The following is an 18,410-nucleotide window of genomic DNA, read 5'->3' as shown; positions in this document are numbered from 1 at the left end:
CCGTCGGTGCCTACTTCTTGGCATCCTGACGCGGGATGACGATCTGCTTGATGATGAGCAGCACCGAGGCCGTGACGGGGATCGCGACCAGCGCACCGAGGAGCCCCAGGAGGGTGCCGCCGACGAGCGCGCCGATCACCACGAGCGAGCCGGGAACCGAGATCGTGCGGTTCATCACGCGGGGGGTCAGCAGATATGCCTCGACCTGCATGTACACGAGGTACACGATCGCGAAGATGAGGCCGGCGCTCGGGCTGACGATGAGCGTGAAGACCGTGGCGGTCGCCCAGAAGAGCACCGAGCCGACGAGCGGGATGAGCGTGATCCCGAACGCGAGGGCCGCCAGCAGCGCGGCGAAGGGCTGCTGCAGGATCGTCAGCACGATGAACGCGAAGACGGCGTTGCACAGCGCCAGCACGACCATGCCCGCGAGGTACCCACCGACCGAGTCGGTGATCTGGCCCGTCATGTCCGAGACGGTCGCGCGGCTGCGCGCGGGCGTCAGACGCACGAGGCTGTTCTTCATCTTGGGCAGGGACGCGAGGAAGTACAGGCTCAGCACCAGCACGATGATCGCTCCCGAGACGAACGTGCCGATGGTGATGCCGACCTGAAGAAGACCGCCGCCGATCGCCGCGATGTTCGTGGGGTTGGTGGCGAAGCCCTGCACCTCTTTGAGCACGTCGCCCAGGCTGTCGCCGAAGTTCGACTCGACCCAGTGCACGGCGTCGCTGTCGATGAGGTCGTTGACGAAGTTCGGGATGTCGCGGACGAACTGCTCGACCTGACGGACGACGGGCGGGATCAGCAACCACAGGGCACCGGCGAGGATGACGGCGAGGCCGCCGAACACGATGACGATCGACCACGCGCGCGACAGGCCGCGGCGCACCAGCAGGCGCACGAGGGGGTCGAGGGCGAGGGCCACGAAGAGGGCGATCGCGATGTAGATGAGCACCGTGGAGATGTTCGAGAGCGCAGCACCCAGCAGGAGCGCGGTGAGACCGCCGAGGGTGAGGAAGAAGCCGGCGGCGTAGGGTCGCGAGACCGCGGACCAGACCGGCTTGTCGCGGGAGGTGGGGGTCCCCGCCTCGGCGCCCTCGGAGGTGGGGTCGGGGCGCGTCGATCGGCTCATGCTCAACACTGTAAGGGTCTGCGGGGAGCGCGTTACGTCGACCCTCGCGCGCGGTATCCTCGGAGCGATCTGGGAGGACATATGACCGACGCCGACCCCACCACGATCCTGCAGGGCCTGCGGGGCAGCATCGACAACATCGACGCCGCGCTGATCTTCCTGCTCGCCGAGCGATTCCGCTGCACCAAGCAGGTGGGTGTGCTCAAGGCCCAGCACGGCATGCCGGCGTCCGATCCCTCGCGCGAAGAGCAGCAGATCGCCCGGCTCATGCGGTTGGCGGAAGACGCCGACCTCGATCCCGCGTTCGCCGAGAAGTGGTTCAACTTCGTCGTCGCCGAGGTCATCCGTCACCACCGGTCCGCCGCCGCGCACCCCGGGACCGACTGAGCGGCAGTCGCCTCGGCGCGACGGTTTCGGGATGCCGGAACGCCTCCGCCGACGTTGTGCGACACGCCCGGGCTCGCTTTCAGGGATGCCCGCGGGGGAGCGCCCGTGAAGCATCGGGCACGCGCACGCGCGTGCCACAGGGTGCTCGAGAGCGCAATGCGGCGGGCGATTTGCCAGCCGATCCATCACCGTGAAACCTTGGTGGAGGCCCGAATTCGGGCCGCCCACCCGACCAGTCCGCGGTCGCCGGTGACGACTCGGGGGAGTCGACGCCGCGAGCGTACGGTCGGCGGCCTGGGCGTCGGATCCGACATTCGACGCCGACGCACTCCACCCCCCGAAGAGTGCTGACGGCTGCCACCCGGGCGTGACCGCTGCGGCCACCCGAGGCCGCTGAGGTGCACACAGTGACCCATCCGCCTGCGTTCGAGGCGCCTGCCCTCGCGGCGAAGAACCTGTTCAAGGTCTTCGGCCGCGCCCCCCAGGCTGCCGTCGAGAAGCTCCGCTCCGGCGCCCGTCGCGACGAGATCGCCGACCACGGGACCGCCGCCGTCATCGACGCGAGCTTCGAGGTCCACCCCGGTGAGATCTTCGTCATCATGGGGCTCTCCGGCTCCGGCAAGTCCACCATCATCCGCATGCTGAACGGCCTCCATGAGGCCAGCGCCGGCACCGTCGAGGTGCAGGGCGACCCCCTCACGGGCGTCGGCACCGCGCGACTCCGGTCACTGCGGCGCGATCGTCTCGCGATGGTGTTCCAGCACTTCGCGCTCCTGCCGCACCGGACGGTCGCGGCCAACGTGGCCTACCCGCTCGAGATCCGCGGCGTCGGCAAGGCCGAGCGCCTGGCCAAGGCCGACGAGATCCTCGCCCTCGTCGGACTCGAGGGGTGGGGCGACAAGCTCCCCTCCGCGCTGTCGGGCGGTATGCAGCAGCGCGTCGGCATCGCCCGCGCTCTCGCCGCCGCCACCGACATCCTGCTCATGGACGAGGCCTTCAGCGCCCTCGATCCCCTCATCCGTCGTGAGATGCAGGAGCAGCTGCTCGAACTGCAGCGGACGCTGAAGAAGACGATCGTCTTCATCACCCACGACCTCAACGAGGCCATGTTCCTCGGCGACCGCATCGCGGTCATGCGCGACGGGCGCATCGTGCAGATCGGCACGCCCGAAGACATCCTCACCGACCCGGCCAACGACTACGTCGAGCAGTTCGTGCAGGACGTCGACCGCGCCCGCGTGCTCACGGCCGGCAACGTCATGGAGCGTCCCCGACCGCGCGTCGACGCGTCGGCGGGCCCCCGGACGGCGCTGCGCCAGATGCGCGACGCGTACATGTCGGCCGCCTACGTCACCGACCGCGACCGCAAGCCGCTCGGGATCATCACCGACCGCGACGCCATCAAGCTCGTGCGCGCGGGAGAGAACTCGCTGCTCGGCATGCTCCGGCCGCTGCCGCAGAGCGTGCGCGAAGAGGACGTACTCATGAACCTCTTCGTGCCGTCGGTCGAGTCGCCGCTTCCGCTGGCCGTGCTCGACGCCGAGGGACGCCTGGCCGGCGTCATCCCGCGCGTCACCCTGCTGGCCGCTCTCGGCCCCGGCCCCACCGCCACCGAGGAGATCACCGTGCTTCCGAACCCGCTCCCGTCGGCAGAGATCGACGCGGTGCTCGACGCGACCTCCGCCGACCCCGGGGTCCCGGCATCCGAGACCGGAGGGATGCGCTGATGGATGGTTTCCGCATTCCGGTCGGCCAGTGGGTCGACGCCGGCGTGGACTGGCTCCGCGACAACCTCTCGGGTCTCTTCGGCGTCATCGCCGTGACCGTGCGCTTTCTCGTCGGTGGCCTCAGCGATGTGCTGCTGGCCGCCCCGATCATCGTCGTGATCGTCGTCGCGGCGCTGCTGGCGTGGCTCCTGCGCTCGTGGAAGCTCGCCCTCGGCACGGTGATCGGCTTCGCCCTCATCCTGGGCATGGGTCAGTGGGTCACGGCGATGCAGACGCTCGCGCTCGTGCTCGTGGCGACGATCGTGGCCGTGGCGATCTCGGTGCCGCTCGGCATCTGGTCGGCGCGCAATCCCACCGTGCGCGCCGTCATGAAGCCGATCCTCGACTTCATGCAGACGATGCCCGCCTTTGTCTACCTGATCCCCGCGATCACGTTCTTCAGCATCGGGGTGGTGCCCGGTGTCGTCTCGACCGTCATCTTCGCGCTGCCCCCGGGCGTGCGTCTGACCGAGCTCGGCATCCGCGGGGTCGACTCCGAGACCGTGGAGGCCGGGCACGCGTTCGGCGCGACGCCCGGACAGATCCTGCGTGGCATCCAACTGCCGCTCGCGATGCCCACCATCATGGCGGGCGTCAACCAGGTCATCATGCTCGCCCTGTCGATGGCGGTCGTCGCCGGCATCGTCGGCGCCGACGGCCTGGGCAAGGAGGTCGTGCAGTCGATCTCGACCGTCAACCTGCCCAAGGGCGTCGAGGCGGGCCTCAGCGTGGTCGTGCTGGCGGTGTACCTCGACCGCCTCACCGCCGCTCTCGGCAACCGGTCCGACAACGCCTCGTCGCTGCTCGCGGCGCTGGGCCGACGTCGCGCCCCCGCCGCCCCCACCCCCGCGTGAGTCTTGGCGCCTCACGCGCGCGCACACACGGAAACGCATACGAAAAGGAAGAGAACACAGCGATGAACAAGCGACACCTCACCACCACCCTGGCCCTCGGGGCCGTCAGCGCCCTCGCGCTCGCCGGCTGCGCGAGCGGCAACCAGGCCGAGGGCGGAGACGGCGGCGGCGGCGACAAGGGCACGATCACGCTCGGGTTCCTGCCGTCGTGGACCGACGGTCTCAGCACCGCCTACCTGCTCGAGGACCAGCTCGAGAAGCTCGGCTACACCGTCGAGATGCAGACCCTCACTGAGGCGGGCCCGCTCTACGCCGGCCTCGCCCAGGGCGACGTCGACATCTACCCGTCGGCGTGGCCCGAGCTGACGCACGCCGACTACATGAACACCTACGGCGACAAGATCGAAGACCTCGGCGCGTACTACGACAACGCCAAGCTCACGATCGCGGTGCCCAGCTACGTCGACATCGACTCGATCGAGCAGCTGCAGGCCAACGCCGACCGCTTCGAGGGGCGCATCTACGGCATCGAGCCGGGTGCCGGCCTGACGAAGCAGACGCAGGAGACCATGCTGCCCGGCTACGGCCTCGACGGCGACTTCGAACTCGTCACCTCGTCGACCGCGGCGATGCTCACCGAACTCGACAACGCCATCGCGGCGCAGAAGGACATCGCGGTCACCCTGTGGCGTCCCTTCTGGGCGAACGACGCCTACGACGTGAAGGACCTCGAGGACCCCCAGGGTCTGATGGGCGACCCCGAGGCGCTGCACTTCCTCGCCACCTCCGGCTTCGCCGAGAAGTACCCGGATGCCGCCGAGCTCATCGCCGGCATCCAGCTCGACGACGAGCAGTACGGCTCGCTCGAAGACCTCGTGGTCAACGAGTACGGCGAGGGCAAGGAGCCCGAGGCCGTGCAGGCGTGGCTCGAGCAGTACCCCGACGCGTTCCCGACGCAGCGCGACTGACATTTCTCACGCCAGAAGGGTCCCTCCGTGCGCGGAGGGACCCTTCTGGCGTCGGTCGCGCTCGTCGTCTCTCAGCCGACGACGACGGCGTCGTCGATGAAGGATCGCTCGAACACGAGAGCGAGGATCTGCCCGGCGATCTGCACGCCTACGATGGCGCCGACCACGACAACGACGGCCGCCGCGATCGATCGAGCCGCTCGACCCCGGACCACGCACAGCACCACTACGCCGAAGACGAGGGTCAAGATCTGGACCGTGAGCCTCCATTCGTTCGGCAGCGGCGCGGCCAGTGCGACGGCGGCTGCCGCGACGGCCCACCAGTGGAGAGAGGAAGCCCGCGATCGGGCCCGCGTGTGTGAAGGGATCGTCATGCCGAGCCGCTCATGAATAGTCCTTTCGGCGCAAGCGCCGTGGGGTGGAACGACGTTGGTCACGCCCACTCGCAAGGTAAACATGAGCACGCATACATGAAAAGATGAAATCGCACCGCATTCGGGTGAGCGGTGTCTTCGGCGCACCGGCGGCTCTTCTTGGCGAGACGGACCGCATCCTCCGCCCGACTCAGGCGATCGCGCGCGCCGTCGTGAAGCGCGTGATAAAGCCGGGGTGGCCCGCGGGCATCGCCAGCACCGAGTCGGGCGTGCGGCCGGCGAGCTGGGGGAAGCCGGCGTCGGCGACGAGGTCGTCGTCGAGCACGTCGAGCTGCGCCTCGACCAGGGGCCACGGTTCGTGGCTGTTCGCGGCCCAGATCGTGCGGCCCAGGTGACGCTCGTGGAAGCCCCATCGCGCGGTCAGGAACCGCGAGAGGGGGGTGTCGACCGTGTCGGTGCCGAGGGTGGCACGCACGTGGGTTCCCGGATGCCGACCCCCGTGACGCCGCGAGCGGTACTCGATGCGCGCCCCGTCGGTGCGGACTCCGGCTCGAGCCCATCGGTAGGGCAGGCCGAACAGCGCGCGGGCCCCGAGGACGGGGGCCAGATGCTCGGCCTCGAGCGTGCGGAACACGACGCCGCGGCGGCCCTCGTCGTCGATCGCGTAGGTGCGCACGTTGATCTCGGTGAACGTGCCGACGAAGGGCACGGGCGGCAGGGGCAGGAAGCGGAACTCACTGAGCACGAAGGGCACGAGCCCCACCCACGCGGAGCCGTCGTGCACGTCGGGACGGGTACCGGCCGGGAGCAGCGGCGCGACGTCGGCCGCGTCCACCCGCCAGTGCACGAAGACGGCGCGGTTCCACCGCTGCTCGATGACGGCGCGTCCGGGCAGATCGGGGGCATGGCGGTCGGTGATCACCGGCTCATTCTGACCCCGGCACCGCCGCGCGGAGGGACACTGGACAGATGACCCCGGCATCTGGTGCGGATCCTCGGCTCGTGGCATCCATTCGCGAACTGCTCGCCGCGCGCGACGCCGACAAGACGATCTGCCCGTCGGAGGCGGCTCGCGCCGTCGGCGGCGACGACTGGCGAGACCTCATGCAGCCGGCACGCGACGCCGCGCACGAACTCGTCGGCCTGGGCGAGGTCGAGGTGACGCAGAAGGGTCGCGTCGTCGACGTGACGACGGCGCGGGGGCCGGTGCGGATCCGCCGCAAGAGCTGACGACTCCGCGCGGGAGCCGTCGCGTCAGACCGCGGGCTCGGGCGGGATGAGCGGAGTGCGGGGTGTGTCGCCGCCGCCGCGGGGCAGTTCGAGCGCGACCTTCTTCTCGAGCACGTCGACGGCCTCGTCGGACAGCCAGATCAGACCGTTCAACTCCTCGCGCACGCGGCGGTAGGCGACCTGCCGCTCGTTGGGGGTGGCGGCCTGGTCGGTGGCGACACTGAGCAGCTGCTTCGCGGTGTCGAGGCGCTTGCGCTCGTCGGCGGTGAACGCGGCGTCTTTGACCCGTCGGGCATCGCGCTCGGCGACCTCGAAGGCCACTTCGTAGTCGGTGACGGCCTCGCGGTACTCCTTGAGCCGATCGGGCGACAACACCTCATCGGTGCGGGGGCGCAGATTGTCGGCGACCTTCTTCGCGCGCAGGAACGCCGCCGTGAGCGGCTGGCGGCCGTCGCTCATCGCCGGGTAGGTGATGAGCTTCGACGCGTCGAGCTCGTACTCGAGCCAGCGGTGGGTGACGGCGTCGTGCGCGTCCACGGCGCGCAGCTGGGCGTCGGCGACCGGGGCGCCCACGGTCGGAGCGGAGATCGACGCCGGAACGGCCCCGCCCTGCGCGCGGATCAGCTCGATCTGCTCGCGGTGGCGCCGACGGGCGGCGACCTCGCGGTGCTTCACGCGCGCGTTGACCGCCCCCATGGTCATTCCGAAGACGGGGAAGACCAACCACCAGTACTGGCCGGCGAAATTCCAGAACTCCTGCACGGCGCCATGCTACGCCGCTCGCCCGACGGCGGCTCAGGATGCCGGCGGTCGCGGCTTCTCGCGCGCGGGCGGCGGCCACACGGGGCGCTCGTTCGGCGTCGGGGGAGCGGCGTCGGGGCCCTTCTTCTGCGCGCGCTTCGCGCCCCGTTCGCTCCAGTTGCGGGCCGCTGCACGGCCCATCGACTCCATCGAACGGGCCAGCGCGCGCTGAGCCGTCTCGGCGAGATCGGAGGCCACGCGACCCCACGCGTCGGTGCCCTCGACGCTGGGCTGCTCGCCGCCGCGCCGCGCGGCGCGCTCCGCGCGGTCGAACGCGTGCGAGACGTGACGCACGGCATCGCGGTACGCGAGGAACTCGGCGGGCTCGAGACGCGTCGTGGTCGAGGCCGGACGCAGCCACTGCGCGCGTTCGTGCGCGCGCAGGAAGTCGGCGAGCAGGGGGGAGCGCGAGTCGGTCATGGCGGGGTAGTCGATCGCCAGCGCGGGGTCGGTCTCGTACGACATCCAGCGGGCGAGGATGGCGTCGTGCTCGGCCAGCAGGCGCGCGACCGGAAGGGGCGCGCCACCGGAGCGGATCGCCGGGAGCATGGCCTTCGCCGCTTTCACTCCGGCGCGGCTGGCCCGCACCTCGGCGGTCGCGGCGCGCAGGTCGCGTTGGGCGTCGACGAGTCGACCGCGGGCGGCGGCGACCACGTCGGCCGGAACGCGGGACGCCGCGCGCTCGGCCTGAGCGCGCACCACCTCGGCGTCGGCGACCTTCACCTCGGCGCGTCCGCGCATGACGGCGTGCCGTGCGCTCTGCAGATCGAGCTGCGCGGCGTCGAGCTCGAGACGACGGGCGGCGTTCTTGCTCAGCGGACGAGAAGCCCAGGCCCGGGCCGCTCGGTCGCCGGTGGTCGTGGTTCCCGCGGGGAGCGCGCGTTGCCGTGTGCGGCGCACGCCGACCCACCCGAGTGTGCCGGCACCGGCCGCTGCGGGGCCGATCCACCACCACTCGGTGAGAAAGATCACCAGCGGTTCCACACCCCCATGCTACGGGCGGTGTCTGACATCACGCCGGGCATTCGGCCGGAACGCGCAGGGGAAGCACCCCCGACGCCCGAGTCGGTTCGACGCGAGAGGGGCCGCGCCGTCGCCGGGACGCACCCTCGGCGACGTGGAACGACCCCTCGCGCGGGACGCGCGTCAGCCCAGAATCAACGTCAGCACGGTCGCGCCGCCACCGGTGAGGATGAGCGCACCGATCACGACCCACGCGGTGAGCTTCACCCGCCGCTGGCGCTTGTCGCTGAACACCGTCATGTCGTCGTCGTCGCTCATCGCACTTCTCCTCTGGGCGGGCGGGGTGTCGGGGCCGAGGGCCCGAACCCTCAGGCCACGGGCTCCGCGACGGTGGGACCGAAGACGGCGGGCAGGGTCTCGTTCGACAGGCGGCGCAGCTCCGGAACCGTGACGGTGAAGACGTCCTGGATCTCGAGGGATGCCACCGTGCCGGGCTCGACGTCGGTCACACCGATGCGCAGCACCGGGTAGCCGCGGCCGTTGCACAGGCCTCGGAACTTGACGTCTTCTTCGCGGGGGACGCTGACCAGGACGCGGCCGGTCGACTCGCTGAACAGGGCCGCCGTGGCATCGACGCCGTCGCGCTCCATGAGCTCGGTGAGCCAGACGCGCGCACCCACGCCGAAGCGCATGACGCCCTCGGCGAGGGTCTGCGCGAGCCCGCCCGACGACAGGTCGTGCGCGCTCGACACGAGCGACTGCGAACCGGCGGCCTTGAGCAGCTCGGCGAGCTTGCGCTCCTGCGCCAGGTCGACCCGGGGCGGGCGGCCGCCGAGGTGGTCGTGGATCGTGCCGGCCCACTGCGAACCGTCGAGCTCGTCGGCGGTGGTGCCGAGCAGGTAGAGGTTCTCACCGGCATCCTGCCAGCCGCTGGGAATGCGAGCCGCGACGTCGTCGATGATGCCCAGGACGCCCACGACGGGGGTCGGGTGGATCGGCTGGTCACCGGTCTGGTTGTAGAACGAGACGTTGCCGCCCGTGACCGGGATGCCGAGCTCGAGGCATCCGTCGCTCAGACCCTCGACGGCCCGGCTGAACTGCCACATGACCTCGGGGTTCTCGGGGCTGCCGAAGTTGAGGCAGTCGGTGACGGCGGTGGGCACGGCGCCCGTGACCGCGACGTTGCGATAGGCCTCGGCGAGGGCGAGCTTGGCGCCCTCGTACGGGTCGAGCTGGTTGTAGCGGCCGTTGCAGTCGGTCGCGATCGCGAAGCCGAGGCCGGTCTCTTCGTCGACGCGGATCATGCCGGCGTCGTCGGGGAAGCTCAGGGCCGTGTTGCCGAGCACGTAGTAGTCGTACTGGTTCGTGATCCACGAGGTGTCGGCGAGGTTGGGGCTCGCGACCAGGGTGGTGAACTGCTGGCGGAGGGTCTCGGCATCCGTCGCCCGCGCGAGGGTCGTCGCCGTGTCGTCGTTCAGCGCGTCGATCCACGTGGGGTACGCGACGGGACGCTCGTACACGGGGCCGTCGACCGCGACGGTCGAGGGGTCGACGTCGACGATGCGCTCGCCGTACCAGTCGATGACGAGGCGACCGTCTCCGGTGACCTCGCCGAGCACGCTGGTCTCGACGTCCCACTTGCCGACGACAGCGAGGAACGCGTCGAGCTTCTCGGGCGCGACGATCGCCATCATGCGCTCCTGCGACTCCGACATGAGGATCTCTTCGGGCGTGAGCGAGGGGTCGCGCAGCAGCACCTTGGAGAGCTCGACCTTCATGCCGCTGTCGCCGTTGGCGGCGAGCTCGCTCGTGGCGCACGAGATGCCGGCGGCCCCGAGGTCTTGGATGGCCTCGACGAGGTCGTCTTTGTACAGCTCGAGGCAGCACTCGATGAGCACCTTCTCGGCGAACGGGTCGCCCACCTGCACCGCGGGGCGCTTGGTGGGGCCGCCGTCGGCGAAGGTGTCGGATGCCAGGATGCTGGCGCCGCCGATACCGTCGCCGCCCGTGCGGGCACCGAACAGCACGACCTTGTTGCCCACCCCGGTCGCGTTGGCGAGCTTGATGTCTTCGTGGCGCATGACGCCCACCGCGAGGGCGTTGACCAGCGGGTTGCCCTGGTAGACGGCGTCGAAGACGGTCTCGCCGCCGATGTTCGGCAGGCCCAGGCAGTTGCCGTAGAACGAGATGCCGCTGGTGACGCCGTGCACCACGCGCGGGGTGTCGGGGTGGTCGATGGCGCCGAAGCGCAGCTGATCCATGATGGCGACGGGGCGCGCGCCCATCGAGATGATGTCGCGGACGATCCCGCCGACGCCGGTGGCCGCGCCCTGGAACGGCTCGATGTAGCTGGGGTGGTTGTGCGACTCGACCTTGAAGGTGACCGCCCAGCCGTCGCCGACGTCGACGACGCCGGCGTTCTGGCCCATGCCCACCATGAGGCGGGTCTTCATCTCGTCACTGACCTTCTGGCCGAACTGGCGCAGGTAGATCTTGCTGGACTTGTAGGAGCAGTGCTCGCTCCACATGACCGAGTACATCGCCAGCTCACCGCTGGTGGGGCGGCGGCCCAGGATCTCGCGGATTCGGGCGTACTCGTCGCTCTTGAGACCGAGGGCGCCGTAGGGCTGCTCTTTCTCGGGCGTCGAGATGGCGTTCTCGACGGTGTCGGCGAGTGCCGTACGGGCGGCGGATTCGGGTGAAGTGGTCACGCGGCTGAGCTCCAGAAATCGCAGGGGCCGGACGGAGTCAGTCTAGTTGGGTGGTCGGACATCGCCGGGGCCGTCGGCGGGCGGCCCGCTCGGGGCGTTCGGGCGCACGGTCAGTGATTCTCACAACGTCGGTTCGATTCGGGCTCGATCGGCTGAGGTTGCGCGAATCGCTGAGGTTTCGTGCGGGCGGGGGCTCGTGGCATCCGGGCTGAGGGTGCGCGGATCGCTGAGGGCGTGCGGCGGCCGCCCGGCCTCGCGATGCCCGGCGGTAGGGTGCAGACACCCGCCCCGACCGAAGGTGCCCATGCGCGTCGTGATCGCCCCCGACAAGTTCAAGGGCACGCTCACCGCCCAGGAGGCGGCGGATGCCATGGCCTCGGCGGTCCGCGAGCGGTGGGCCGCGGCCGAGATCGTCGTCCTCCCCATGGCGGACGGCGGTGACGGCACGCTCGACGCCCTCGGCGGCCCGACCCGTCACGACACCGTCACGGGGCCGCTCGGTCTGCCGGTCGCCGCCGCCTGGCGTCTCGACGGTGACAGTGCCGTGATCGAGTCGGCCGCGGCATCCGGGCTCGTCCTCGCCGGAGGTGCGCGAGGCAACGACCCGTGGGGCGCGACGAGCCGCGGCGTCGGCGAGTTGCTGGCTCTCGCCCTCGACGCCGGGGCGACGCGGATCGTCGTGGGAATGGGCGGATCGGCGATGACCGACGGCGGGCGCGGGGCGCTCGACGCGCTGGGCGCTCGCGTTCCTTTCCCGCCCGGAGTCATCGTGCTGACCGACGTCACCGCCGCGTTCGGCGATGCCGCGCGCGTGTTCGGCCCGCAGAAGGGGGCCGACCCGGCGATGGTCGAGCGCCTTACGGCTCGACTCGCGACGGATGCCGCGGAGTGGACCGCACGGTTCGGTCGCTCGCTCGACGGGGTGGCGCGGACGGGCGCGGCCGGGGGTCTGTCGGGCGCACTGTTCGCCGCCGGCGCGGAGCTCGTCGACGGCGCCGCCTTCGTCGCCGCCGCGCGGGGGCTCGACGCGGCGATCGCCGGAGCCGACCTCGTGCTGACGGGGGAGGGCGCGTTCGACGCGACCACCCTCGAGGGCAAGGGGCCGGGTCACGTGCTCGCGCTCGCCGCAGGGCACGGCGTGCCTTCGGCCCTGATCGCCGGGAACGTGGCCCCGGGAGTCGACGGCCCCCACGTCTTCTCGATGACCCGGATCGTGGGGGCGGACCTGGCCTGGCGCGACCCGGTCGTCGCCCTCCGCGCGGCGACCGCGGAGGCCCTGTCGCGGCTCGATCGCTGACCGCCCTGGAGCGGATGGCGGGCGGAACGCGGCACCGACCCGGGTGTCGGGGAGGGGGCCCGCCGTCGTACCCGGCGGGCCCGGCGGTCAGGACGCGGTTTTCGCGATCCGCACCCGGATGTCCTTCATCAGCGGCTGGTCGCTCTGGCGGCTGTAGTCGTCGGGACCGAGCAGCACGTTCAGCTCGGGGAAGTAGCCGGCGGCGCTGCCGCGCGGGGTGTCGTACTCGAGCGCGCGGAACGCCGTGACGCTGCGGACCGACCCGTCGCGCGAGGTGGCGACGATGTCGACCAGGTCTCCCTCGGCGATGCCGCGCTCCTTCATGTCGCGACGGTGCATGAACACCAGCTCGCGGATGTTGCGGACGCCGCGGTACCGGTCGTCGGCCGAGTAGATCGTGGTGTTCCACTGATCGTGCGAGCGCATGGTCTGCAGCACCAGCACGTCGGCTTCTTCGGGGATGACGTCGGGCAGCTCGGCATCCGAGAACTCCGCCTTGCCCGACGGGGTCTGGAAGTCGCGCTCGCGAGCGGGCTGCGGAATGCGGAAGCCGTACTGCTGGCGGACGAGCTCGTTGAAGCCCTCGAAGCCCGGCAGGACCTTCGCCATGGTGTCGCGGATGCGGTCGTAGTCGCCGACGTACCACTCCCACGGCGTCGCCGACTCGGGCATGGTCGCGCGGGCCATGCGCGCGATGATCTCGGGCTCGCTGAGCAGGTGCGACGATGCCGGGCGGCGGGAGCCGAGCGACAGCATGACCGAGCTCATGGCATCCTCGGTCGAGATCGACTGGGGGCCCGCCTCTTGCACGTCGCGTTCGGTGCGGCCGAGGCAGGGGAGGATCAGCGCGTCCTTGCCGTGGGTCAGGTGGCTGCGGTTGAGCTTGGTGCTCACGTGCACCGTCAGTTCGCACCGGCTCATCCCCTCGGCGGTGAGGGCGGTGTCGGGGGCTGCCCGCACGAAGTTGCCGCCCATACCGACGAACACCTTGACGTCGCCGCGGTGCAGGCCCGCGACCGTGTGCACGGTGTCGAGGCCGGGCTCGCGGGGCGAGACGATGCCGCAGACCTCGTCGAGCTTGGCGAGCCATTTCTCGGTGGGCTTGTGATTGATGCCGCAGGTGCGGTTGCCCTGCACGTTGCTGTGACCGCGCACGGGCGAGGGGCCGGTGCCGATGCGGCCGACGTTGCCGCGCAGCAGCAGCAGGTTGACGATCTCGCGCACCGTGTCGACGCCGTGCTGGTGCTGGCTGACGCCCAGGCACCAGCTGATGACCGTGCGCTCCGCGCTCAGGTAGACGTCGGCGGCTCCTCGGATCTCGGCCTCGGTGAGACCGGCCTGCTCGACGAGCTCGTCCCAGCCGGTCGCCTCGACCAGGGCGCGGTAGGCGTCGAGGCCCGTCGTGTACTCGTCGAGGAAGGCCTGGTCGAGCGCGGTGGGGTCGGTCTCGGACGCCTCGAACACGACCTTGGCCATGCCGCGGATGAGGGCGAGGTCGCCGCCGGGGCGCACCTGCAGGTTCATCGTGCTGGTGGGGGTGGACTGGAACGTCGCCATGTCGACGATCTCGTGGGGCACGATCGTGCGGGTCGCCGCCGCTTCGCGCAGCGGGTTCACGTGCACGACCTGGGCGCCGCGGTCGACGGCCTCGGCGAGGCTCGTGAGCATGCGCGGAGCGTTCGAGGCGGCGTTGACGCCGAGCACGAAGAGGGCGTCGCAGCTCTCCCAGTCTTCGAGGTCGGCGGTGCCCTTCGGGGTGGCGAGCGAGGCCGTGAGGCCGCGGCCCGAGCCCTCGTGGCACATGTTGGAGCAGTCGGGGAGGTTGTTCGTGCCGAGCTCGCGCGCGAACAGCTGGTACAGGAACGACGCCTCGTTGCTCAGGCGCCCCGAGGTGTAGAACGCCGCCTGGTCGGGCGAGTCGAGCGCGGTGAGGTGCTGCGCGATCATGCGGAAGGCGTCGTTCCACGAGATCGGCACGTAGTGATCGGATGCCGCGTCGTAGGCCAGGGGGCCGACGAGGCGACCGGCGTCTTCGAGGTCGAAGTCGGTCCACTGCGACAGCTCGGTCACGGAGTGCTCGGCGAAGAACTCCTTGCCGACGCGCTTGTGCGTCATCTCCCACGTGACGTGCTTGATGCCGTTCTCGCAGATGTCGAGGGCGACGCCCTTGTCGTCGGGCCACGCGCAGCCGGGGCAGTCGAACCCGCTCTTGGGGTGGTTCATCGTGAACATCGCGCGCGTCCCCGCGACGGGCTGGCGCTGCTCGAGCAGCACCTTGCCCACCGAGAGGGCGGCGCCCCAACCGGCGGCCGGGTGCTCGTACTCACCGGTGCTCGACCACTCGGTCGTGACCGCCGGGCCGAGCCCGCCCTGTCGCGGCTTCTCGGCCATCAATCCGAACGACTCACCCATGTTCACCCTCCGAAGTCTTCCGCGCCGGGGCGGTGGCATCCACCCTCACCCCCGTGCGCGTTCGTCAGCGTACGCTCGCGACCTCGTCCGTCGCGGGGGTTGTGGACGGCGCCTGGATGCGATCCGCCCGCGTGTACAGGTTCATGCTGCCGCCGCGGACGAACGCGGCCAGCGTGAGCCCCGCGCGCTCGGACAGCTCGACGGCGAGAGATGAGGGCGCCGACACCGCCGACAGGATCGGGATGCCGGCCATCACGGCCTTCTGCACCAGCTCGAAGCTCACGCGGCCCGAGACCTGCAGCACCGTCCCCCGCAGCGGCAGGCGGTCGTTCAGCAGCGCCCACCCGACGACCTTGTCGACGGCGTTGTGCCGACCGACGTCTTCGCGGGCCACGAGCATCGCACCGCTCGCGACGTCGAAGAGGGCCGCGCCGTGCAGCCCGCCGGTCTTGTCGAACGTCTTCTGCTGCTCGCGCAGGCGGTCGGGGAAGGCCGCGACATCGTGCGCAGACACCCGGATGCCGTCGGATGAGACGTCGTAGGACGACACCTTCTCGACCGCCTCGATGGAGGCCGTGCCGCAGACGCCGCACGAGCTCGTCGTATAGAACGAGCGGGCGATGTCGGGCGAGGGGAGGGCGACGCCCGGTGCGAGCGTGAGATCGAGCACGTTGTACGTGTTGCCGTCGGCGCCGCCGGTGCCGGGGCCGCCGCAGTGGATCGCCCGGGCGAACTCGTCGCCGCGGCTGATCACGCCCTCCGACACGAGAAAACCGGCGGCCAGTTCGACGTCATGACCCGGGGTGCGCATCGTGACGGCCAACGGCGACCCGGCGACGCGGATCTCGAGCGGCTCCTCGACGGCGATGGCATCCGGTCGCTCGCGACGGACCCCGTCGAGGGTGAGGCGGGTGACGCGGCGGGAGGCGGTGAGGCGGCCCACGTCAGGACCGGACGAACGCACGGAGGGGGCTCATGGATCGAGCGTACGCCCGGCGGCGCCGACGGGATCGGGAGGGGCGGGGAGGGGGGATCCGGGGGCGGGGACTACGGGGATCCGCTTCGTCGGGCGTCCGGGGCCGCCGACGCGGGACGCGTCGTGGGAGCGCATCCACCCGCGGAATCACGCGGAAGGCGGTCATTCGCATTCATGCGAATACAGATTTCGGAGTTTTTTTCAATCCCGACGTGACGATTCCTGCACCCGGTACGTCTTATCCATGTAGGCCAAAGCGCCCACCCCGGAACGACCGGGTCACGACTGTTGAAAGGCACGGACATGGCTGAGAACGCCCCCACCACCCCCGCCGCGCAGAACGTCCCCCAGACGGCGTCGCGCGTGAACCGCCCGCTGAGCGCCCGCGGACAGGACGCCCACACCGAGGGCAAGACCACGATCGCCGAGGGCGTCGTCGCCAAGGTCGCCGGGATCGCTGCCCGCGAGGTCGCCGGTGTGTACGCGCTCGGCGGCGGCGGAGCCCGCGCGCTGGGTGCCATCCGTGACGCGATCAACGCCACCGACCTGACGCAGGGCGTCAAGGTCGAGGTCGGCGAGACCCAGGCCGCCGCCGACATCACCATCGTCGTCGAGTACGGCGCCCCCATCCAGGAAGTCGCCGACCAGGTCCGCGGCCGCGTCGCCGGTGCCATCAACCGTCTCGTCGGCCTCGAGGTCGTCGAGGTCAACGTCGACGTGAACGACGTCCACATCCCGGGCGACGACAACAACGACGACGACAGCAACGAAAAGCGCGTCCAGTGAGCGCCACGACGAAGGGCGCCCTGGTCGGGCTCGTCCTGGCCCTCAGCGCCCTGATCTTCGGCTTCTGGGGATTCATCCTCGTCGCCCTGTTCATGGCGATCGGAATCGTCGTCGCCCGCATCACGGCGGGTGAGATCGACTTCGGCAACATCGTCAACGCCTTCAAGGGTCGGAGCACATCGTGACCACCGTCACCGCTTCTCCCGGGGTCGGCAACCGCAGCTCGGTTGCCGGCCCCGGCCTCCCCGCGGGCCGCGTCGCCATCTCGGACCGCGTGCTGCAGAAGACCGCGGAGCGGGCCGCCGCCGACATCATCGGCGTGGATGCCAAGAACGTCCGCGTCGAGATCGTCTCGTCCCGCGACACGGCCGTGGTCCGCGTGACCTCGGCCTTCCCCGTGCCGCGCCTCGACGACACCGAGGCCGTGCGCGCCGCCACCCCCGTGCTGGAAGCCGCCCGCGTCGCCCAGAGCGAGCTGCGGTCGCGTCTGACCCGCCTGTTCGGCCGCGAGGTCTCGCGCGTCGACCTGACCATCTCGGGCGCCTCCGCCCCCCAGCGAAAGCGAGTGCTGTGATGACCGACGCCGTGCTCCGCACCGTCGTGCGCCGCGAGACCCACTCGCCGCGCACCGTGGCCATGATCGTCGTGGCCGTGCTGCTCCTGCTCGTCCTGGCCTACGCCGCGGTCGAGATCATCCTCAACCTGGTCGGGCAGCCCGCTCTGCTCGTCGCCCCCGGCGAAGCGCTGAACGCCGTCGTCGCGGCCCCCACCGCCCTGCTTCCCGTCGCGTTCATCGTCGGCGGCATCGTGCTCGCCCTCGTGGGCGTGCTCGTTCTCGTCCTCGCGCTCAAGCCCGGACGCCTGTCGCGTCACGAAATGGCGTGGGGTGAGCGTGCCGTCGTCGTCGACAACGGCGTCGTGGCCTCTGCCGTCGCCCAGCACCTGAGCAACGAGTCGGGCATCGCCCGTGACGACATCGTCGTGGGCGTGGCCCATCGCTCGGTCGACGTGACCGTGCGGCCCCCGGTCGGCATCCCCGTCGACGAAGCCGAGCTGCGCCGCCTCGTCGAAGAAGAGGTCACCTCGTACAAGCTCTCGCCCGCCGTGCGCACCCACCTGCGCGTGCAGCGTCCCGACACCAAGGAGTCCCGATGAATGCGACGCGTCGCGGCCTGAACCGCTTCCTGCTCTTCCTGGTCGCCGTCGTGCTGCTGGCCGCCGGTGCCCTCGCTCTGCTCGTCGGGCTCGCCCCCGGCGGAGCCGACACCTGGACCTCGGTCATGGGCGGCTTCCAGGGCTGGCTCGTGGGCCTCGGTCGCGAGTCCGCCGGCTGGGGAGCGGTCGCCGCCTTCGTGGTGCTGGCCGTCATCCTCATCGTCATCGCCTCGTCCGCCGTGCGCGGTCGTCGTCAGGCACCCCTGCAGTCCACCGGCAGCGCGAGCGACGAAGGCCGCATCACGGTCACCGACAACTTCGCCTCCGAAGCGCTGAAGAACGCCCTGGCCGAGCGCGACGAGATCCTCTCGGCCCGCATCACGGCCGGCGAGATCAACAAGGAGTCGGTGCTGCACGTCGCGGTGACCCCGCGACAGAACACCTCTCCCCGCCAGGTGGCCGAGCACGTCGACACCCTCGTGTCGAACCTCGCCGCCCTGACGGGTCAGAACCTGCGCGCCTACATCTCGATCCACTCGGGTCTGCGCGCGAAGCTCGCGCACGACAACACCCGCGTGCGCTGACACCCCACAAG

20 protein-coding genes are annotated in these 18,410 nt (G+C 70.7%); 11 read left to right on the top strand and 9 right to left on the bottom strand.

Annotated elements, in window-relative coordinates; translation table 11 throughout:
* Positions 1-10: 10 nt before the first annotated feature.
* Positions 11-1,135, bottom strand: a complete 1,125-nt coding sequence (locus IFU40_RS01605) for an AI-2E family transporter (protein ID WP_156458672.1) — start codon at positions 1,133-1,135, stop codon at positions 11-13.
* A gap of 81 nt (positions 1,136-1,216) precedes the next feature.
* Between IFU40_RS01605 and IFU40_RS01600 the strand changes: the two genes are divergently transcribed.
* From IFU40_RS01600 to IFU40_RS01585, 4 genes are all read left to right on the top strand, one after another.
* Complete coding sequence (locus IFU40_RS01600) at positions 1,217-1,522, top strand: chorismate mutase (protein WP_055832214.1); 306 nt, start codon at positions 1,217-1,219, stop codon at positions 1,520-1,522.
* Between the two features lie 407 nt (positions 1,523-1,929).
* A complete protein-coding gene (locus IFU40_RS01595; RefSeq protein ID WP_191925157.1) occupies positions 1,930-3,249 on the top strand; it encodes a betaine/proline/choline family ABC transporter ATP-binding protein in 1,320 nt (439 codons plus the stop codon).
* A complete protein-coding gene (locus IFU40_RS01590) occupies positions 3,249-4,142 on the top strand; it encodes an ABC transporter permease (protein WP_191925156.1) in 894 nt (297 codons plus the stop codon). The genes IFU40_RS01595 and IFU40_RS01590 overlap by 1 nt, the downstream gene beginning before the upstream one ends.
* 62 nt (positions 4,143-4,204) lie before the next feature.
* Entirely contained in the window at positions 4,205-5,110 is a 906-nt protein-coding gene (locus tag IFU40_RS01585) for a glycine betaine ABC transporter substrate-binding protein (RefSeq protein ID WP_055832208.1), read from the top strand.
* A 71-nt stretch (positions 5,111-5,181) separates the two neighbouring features.
* Here the strand turns inward: IFU40_RS01585 and IFU40_RS01580 are convergent, their stop codons facing one another.
* Together IFU40_RS01580 and IFU40_RS01575 are read right to left on the bottom strand one after the other, a co-directional pair.
* Positions 5,182-5,547, bottom strand: coding sequence for a hypothetical protein (locus IFU40_RS01580; protein ID WP_191925155.1), 366 nt, complete (start codon positions 5,545-5,547; stop codon positions 5,182-5,184).
* 127 nt (positions 5,548-5,674) lie between these two features.
* Positions 5,675-6,406, bottom strand: coding sequence for a DUF2071 domain-containing protein (locus IFU40_RS01575; protein WP_191925154.1), 732 nt, complete (start codon positions 6,404-6,406; stop codon positions 5,675-5,677).
* Between the two features lie 47 nt (positions 6,407-6,453).
* Between IFU40_RS01575 and IFU40_RS01570 the strand changes: the two genes are divergently transcribed.
* Entirely contained in the window at positions 6,454-6,714 is a 261-nt protein-coding gene (locus IFU40_RS01570; protein ID WP_055832205.1) for a DUF3253 domain-containing protein, read from the top strand.
* A gap of 24 nt (positions 6,715-6,738) precedes the next feature.
* On the opposite strand, the gene IFU40_RS01565 is transcribed toward IFU40_RS01570, so the two are convergent.
* From IFU40_RS01565 to purL, 4 genes are all read right to left on the bottom strand, one after another.
* Entirely contained in the window at positions 6,739-7,476 is a 738-nt protein-coding gene (locus IFU40_RS01565) for a hypothetical protein (RefSeq protein ID WP_191925153.1), read from the bottom strand.
* Between the two features lie 33 nt (positions 7,477-7,509).
* Complete coding sequence (locus tag IFU40_RS01560) at positions 7,510-8,499, bottom strand: hypothetical protein (RefSeq protein ID WP_156784853.1); 990 nt, start codon at positions 8,497-8,499, stop codon at positions 7,510-7,512.
* A gap of 162 nt (positions 8,500-8,661) precedes the next feature.
* Positions 8,662-8,796 carry a hypothetical protein gene (locus IFU40_RS16970; protein ID WP_258027439.1) on the bottom strand — a complete coding sequence of 45 codons (135 nt, stop codon included), beginning with the start codon at positions 8,794-8,796 and terminating at the stop codon, positions 8,662-8,664.
* Between the two features lie 50 nt (positions 8,797-8,846).
* Positions 8,847-11,189, bottom strand: coding sequence for a phosphoribosylformylglycinamidine synthase subunit PurL (gene purL, locus IFU40_RS01555; protein WP_070408833.1), 2,343 nt, complete (start codon positions 11,187-11,189; stop codon positions 8,847-8,849).
* A gap of 304 nt (positions 11,190-11,493) precedes the next feature.
* Between purL and IFU40_RS01550 the strand changes: the two genes are divergently transcribed.
* Positions 11,494-12,486 carry a glycerate kinase gene (locus IFU40_RS01550; protein ID WP_191925152.1) on the top strand — a complete coding sequence of 331 codons (993 nt, stop codon included), beginning with the start codon at positions 11,494-11,496 and terminating at the stop codon, positions 12,484-12,486.
* A gap of 87 nt (positions 12,487-12,573) precedes the next feature.
* Here IFU40_RS01550 and IFU40_RS01545 read toward each other — a convergent pair whose 3' ends face one another.
* Positions 12,574-14,898: an FdhF/YdeP family oxidoreductase gene (locus IFU40_RS01545; RefSeq protein ID WP_191925151.1), complete on the bottom strand. Its 2,325-nt coding sequence runs from the start codon at positions 14,896-14,898 to the stop codon at positions 12,574-12,576.
* A gap of 64 nt (positions 14,899-14,962) precedes the next feature.
* Positions 14,963-15,841, bottom strand: coding sequence for a formate dehydrogenase accessory sulfurtransferase FdhD (fdhD, locus tag IFU40_RS01540; protein ID WP_191925150.1), 879 nt, complete (start codon positions 15,839-15,841; stop codon positions 14,963-14,965).
* A gap of 336 nt (positions 15,842-16,177) precedes the next feature.
* On the opposite strand from fdhD, the gene IFU40_RS01535 reads away from it, so the two are divergent.
* Genes IFU40_RS01535 through IFU40_RS01515 form a run of 5 tightly spaced genes read left to right on the top strand, consistent with a single transcriptional unit; the run spans position 16,178 to position 18,399 of the window.
* The gene (locus tag IFU40_RS01535; protein ID WP_055832194.1) at positions 16,178-16,660 is read left to right on the top strand and encodes an Asp23/Gls24 family envelope stress response protein; all 483 of its coding nucleotides are present in this window, start codon (positions 16,178-16,180) and stop codon (positions 16,658-16,660) included.
* Positions 16,657-16,845: a DUF2273 domain-containing protein gene (locus IFU40_RS01530; protein WP_055832192.1), complete on the top strand. Its 189-nt coding sequence runs from the start codon at positions 16,657-16,659 to the stop codon at positions 16,843-16,845. Before IFU40_RS01535 ends, IFU40_RS01530 begins: the two co-directional genes overlap by 4 nt.
* On the top strand, positions 16,842-17,234 hold the full coding sequence (locus tag IFU40_RS01525; RefSeq protein WP_055832190.1) for a hypothetical protein: 393 nt from the start codon (positions 16,842-16,844) through the stop codon (positions 17,232-17,234). Before IFU40_RS01530 ends, IFU40_RS01525 begins: the two co-directional genes overlap by 4 nt.
* Positions 17,234-17,815 carry a DNA/RNA endonuclease G gene (locus tag IFU40_RS01520; protein WP_191916598.1) on the top strand — a complete coding sequence of 194 codons (582 nt, stop codon included), beginning with the start codon at positions 17,234-17,236 and terminating at the stop codon, positions 17,813-17,815. Before IFU40_RS01525 ends, IFU40_RS01520 begins: the two co-directional genes overlap by 1 nt.
* Positions 17,812-18,399, top strand: coding sequence for a hypothetical protein (locus IFU40_RS01515; protein ID WP_055832186.1), 588 nt, complete (start codon positions 17,812-17,814; stop codon positions 18,397-18,399). The genes IFU40_RS01520 and IFU40_RS01515 overlap by 4 nt, the downstream gene beginning before the upstream one ends.
* Positions 18,400-18,410 lie beyond the last annotated feature (11 nt).

This window comes from Microbacterium sp. CFBP 13617, assembly GCF_014839445.1.
GTDB lineage: Bacteria > Actinomycetota > Actinomycetes > Actinomycetales > Microbacteriaceae > Microbacterium.
The sequence above is the reverse complement of the archived record's forward strand: the minus strand, read 5'-3'. Positions and strand labels throughout refer to the sequence as shown.